Below are 2,500 nucleotides of genomic sequence, written 5' to 3' on the forward strand. Positions count from 1 at the left end.
TGGCTCAGAAGCAGCCACCATTTAAAGAGTGCGTAATAGCTCACTAGTCGAGTGACTCTGCGCCGAAAATGTACCGGGGCTAAATACACCACCGAAGCTGCGAATTGATACCAATGGTATCAGTGGTAGGGGAGCGTTCTAAGTGCAGTGAAGTCAGACCGGAAGGACTGGTGGAGCGCTTAGAAGTGAGAATGCCGGTATGAGTAGCGAAAGACGGGTGAGAATCCCGTCCACCGAATGCCTAAGGTTTCCTGAGGAAGGCTCGTCCGCTCAGGGTTAGTCAGGACCTAAGCCGAGGCCGACAGGCGTAGGCGATGGACAACAGGTTGATATTCCTGTACCACCTCTTTATCGTTTGAGCAATGGAGGGACGCAGAAGGATAGAAGAAGCGTGCGATTGGTTGTGCACGTCCAAGCAGTTAGGCTGATAAGTAGGCAAATCCGCTTATCGTGAAGGCTGAGCTGTGATGGGGAAGCTCCTTATGGAGCGAAGTCTTTGATTCCCCGCTGCCAAGAAAAGCTTCTAGCGAGATAAAAGGTGCCTGTACCGCAAACCGACACAGGTAGGCGAGGAGAGAATCCTAAGGTGTGCGAGAGAACTCTGGTTAAGGAACTCGGCAAAATGACCCCGTAACTTCGGGAGAAGGGGTGCTTTCTTAACGGAAAGCCGCAGTGAATAGGCCCAAGCGACTGTTTAGCAAAAACACAGGTCTCTGCGAAGCCGTAAGGCGAAGTATAGGGGCTGACACCTGCCCGGTGCTGGAAGGTTAAGGAGAGGGGTTAGCGTAAGCGAAGCTCTGAACTGAAGCCCCAGTAAACGGCGGCCGTAACTATAACGGTCCTAAGGTAGCGAAATTCCTTGTCGGGTAAGTTCCGACCCGCACGAAAGGTGTAACGATTTGGGCACTGTCTCAACCAGAGACTCGGTGAAATTATAGTACCTGTGAAGATGCAGGTTACCCGCGACAGGACGGAAAGACCCCGTGGAGCTTTACTGTAGCCTGATATTGAATTTTGGTACAGTTTGTACAGGATAGGCGGGAGCCATTGAAACCGGAGCGCTAGCTTCGGTGGAGGCGCTGGTGGGATACCGCCCTGACTGTATTGAAATTCTAACCTACGGGTCTCATCGACCCGGGAGACAGTGTCAGGTGGGCAGTTTGACTGGGGCGGTCGCCTCCTAAAGTGTAACGGAGGCGCCCAAAGGTTCCCTCAGAATGGTTGGAAATCATTCGTAGAGTGCAAAGGCATAAGGGAGCTTGACTGCGAGACCTACAAGTCGAGCAGGGACGAAAGTCGGGCTTAGTGATCCGGTGGTTCCGCATGGAAGGGCCATCGCTCAACGGATAAAAGCTACCCCGGGGATAACAGGCTTATCTCCCCCAAGAGTCCACATCGACGGGGAGGTTTGGCACCTCGATGTCGGCTCATCGCATCCTGGGGCTGTAGTCGGTCCCAAGGGTTGGGCTGTTCGCCCATTAAAGCGGTACGCGAGCTGGGTTCAGAACGTCGTGAGACAGTTCGGTCCCTATCCGTCGTGGGCGCAGGAAATTTGAGAGGAGCTGTCCTTAGTACGAGAGGACCGGGATGGACGCACCGCTGGTGTACCAGTTGTTCTGCCAAGGGCATAGCTGGGTAGCTATGTGCGGAAGGGATAAGTGCTGAAAGCATCTAAGCATGAAGCCCCCCTCAAGATGAGATTTCCCATAGCGTAAGCTAGTAAGATCCCTGAAAGATGATCAGGTTGATAGGTTCGAGGTGGAAGCATGGTGACATGTGGAGCTGACGAATACTAATAGATCGAGGACTTAACCATATAATATGAAGCAATGTTATCTAGTTTTGAAAGAATATAAAAAACTTGTTGACTTTCAAAAGTTAATAAGTTATAATAATTCTTGTCTTAAATGAATACAGTCTGGTAATGATGGCAGAGAGGCCACACCCGTTCCCATACCGAACACGGAAGTTAAGCTCTCTAGCGCCGATGGTAGTTGGGACCTTGTCCCTGTGAGAGTAGGACGTTGCCAGGCAATTCGGAGGATTAGCTCAGCTGGGAGAGCACCTGCCTTACAAGCAGGGGGTCGGCGGTTCGATCCCGTCATCCTCCACCATTTAGCCGACTTAGCTCAATTGGTAGAGCAACTGACTTGTAATCAGTAGGTTGGGGGTTCAAGTCCTCTAGTCGGCACCAGTTTTTAATTGTACGAGCCATTAGCTCAGTTGGTAGAGCATCTGACTTTTAATCAGAGGGTCGAAGGTTCGAATCCTTCATGGCTCACCATTTTAATGAAATATGCGGGTGTGGCGGAATTGGCAGACGCACTAGACTTAGGATCTAGCGCCTTTGGCGTGGGGGTTCGACTCCCTTCACCCGCACTTTTAATAAAATAACTCAAACATGTCTTGCGGAAGTAGTTCAGTGGTAGAATACAACCTTGCCAAGGTTGGGGTCGCGGGTTCGAATCCCGTCTTCCGCTCCAATTTTCAGTATGACATG

6 tRNA genes and 2 rRNA genes (2 of these 8 cut by a window edge) are annotated in these 2,500 nt (G+C 51.2%); all 8 read left to right on the plus strand.

The features are described 5' to 3' along the window. Nucleotides 1-1,816 (plus strand): 23S ribosomal RNA (locus NSS97_RS00440); it begins 1,106 nt to the left of the window's first position. A 101-nt stretch (nt 1,817-1,917) separates the two neighbouring features. Further along, a 5S ribosomal RNA gene (gene rrf / locus NSS97_RS00445) occupies nt 1,918-2,033 on the plus strand. A gap of 5 nt (nt 2,034-2,038) precedes the next feature. After that, nucleotides 2,039-2,114, plus strand: a tRNA-Val gene (locus NSS97_RS00450). Between the two features lie 4 nt (nt 2,115-2,118). Continuing rightward, a tRNA-Thr gene (locus NSS97_RS00455) sits at nt 2,119-2,194 on the plus strand. A gap of 14 nt (nt 2,195-2,208) precedes the next feature. Further along, nucleotides 2,209-2,284: transfer RNA gene (locus NSS97_RS00460), tRNA-Lys, on the plus strand. 14 nt (nt 2,285-2,298) lie between these two features. Then, nucleotides 2,299-2,379: transfer RNA gene (locus NSS97_RS00465), tRNA-Leu, on the plus strand. A gap of 29 nt (nt 2,380-2,408) precedes the next feature. After that, nucleotides 2,409-2,483: transfer RNA gene (locus NSS97_RS00470), tRNA-Gly, on the plus strand. A 16-nt stretch (nt 2,484-2,499) separates the two neighbouring features. Further along, a tRNA-Leu gene (locus NSS97_RS00475) sits at nt 2,500 on the plus strand; it runs 88 nt beyond the window's last position.

The organism is Bacillus sp. FSL R12-0074 (genome assembly GCF_038005725.1).
Classification (GTDB): domain Bacteria; phylum Bacillota; class Bacilli; order Bacillales; family Bacillaceae_G; genus Bacillus_A; species Bacillus_A mycoides.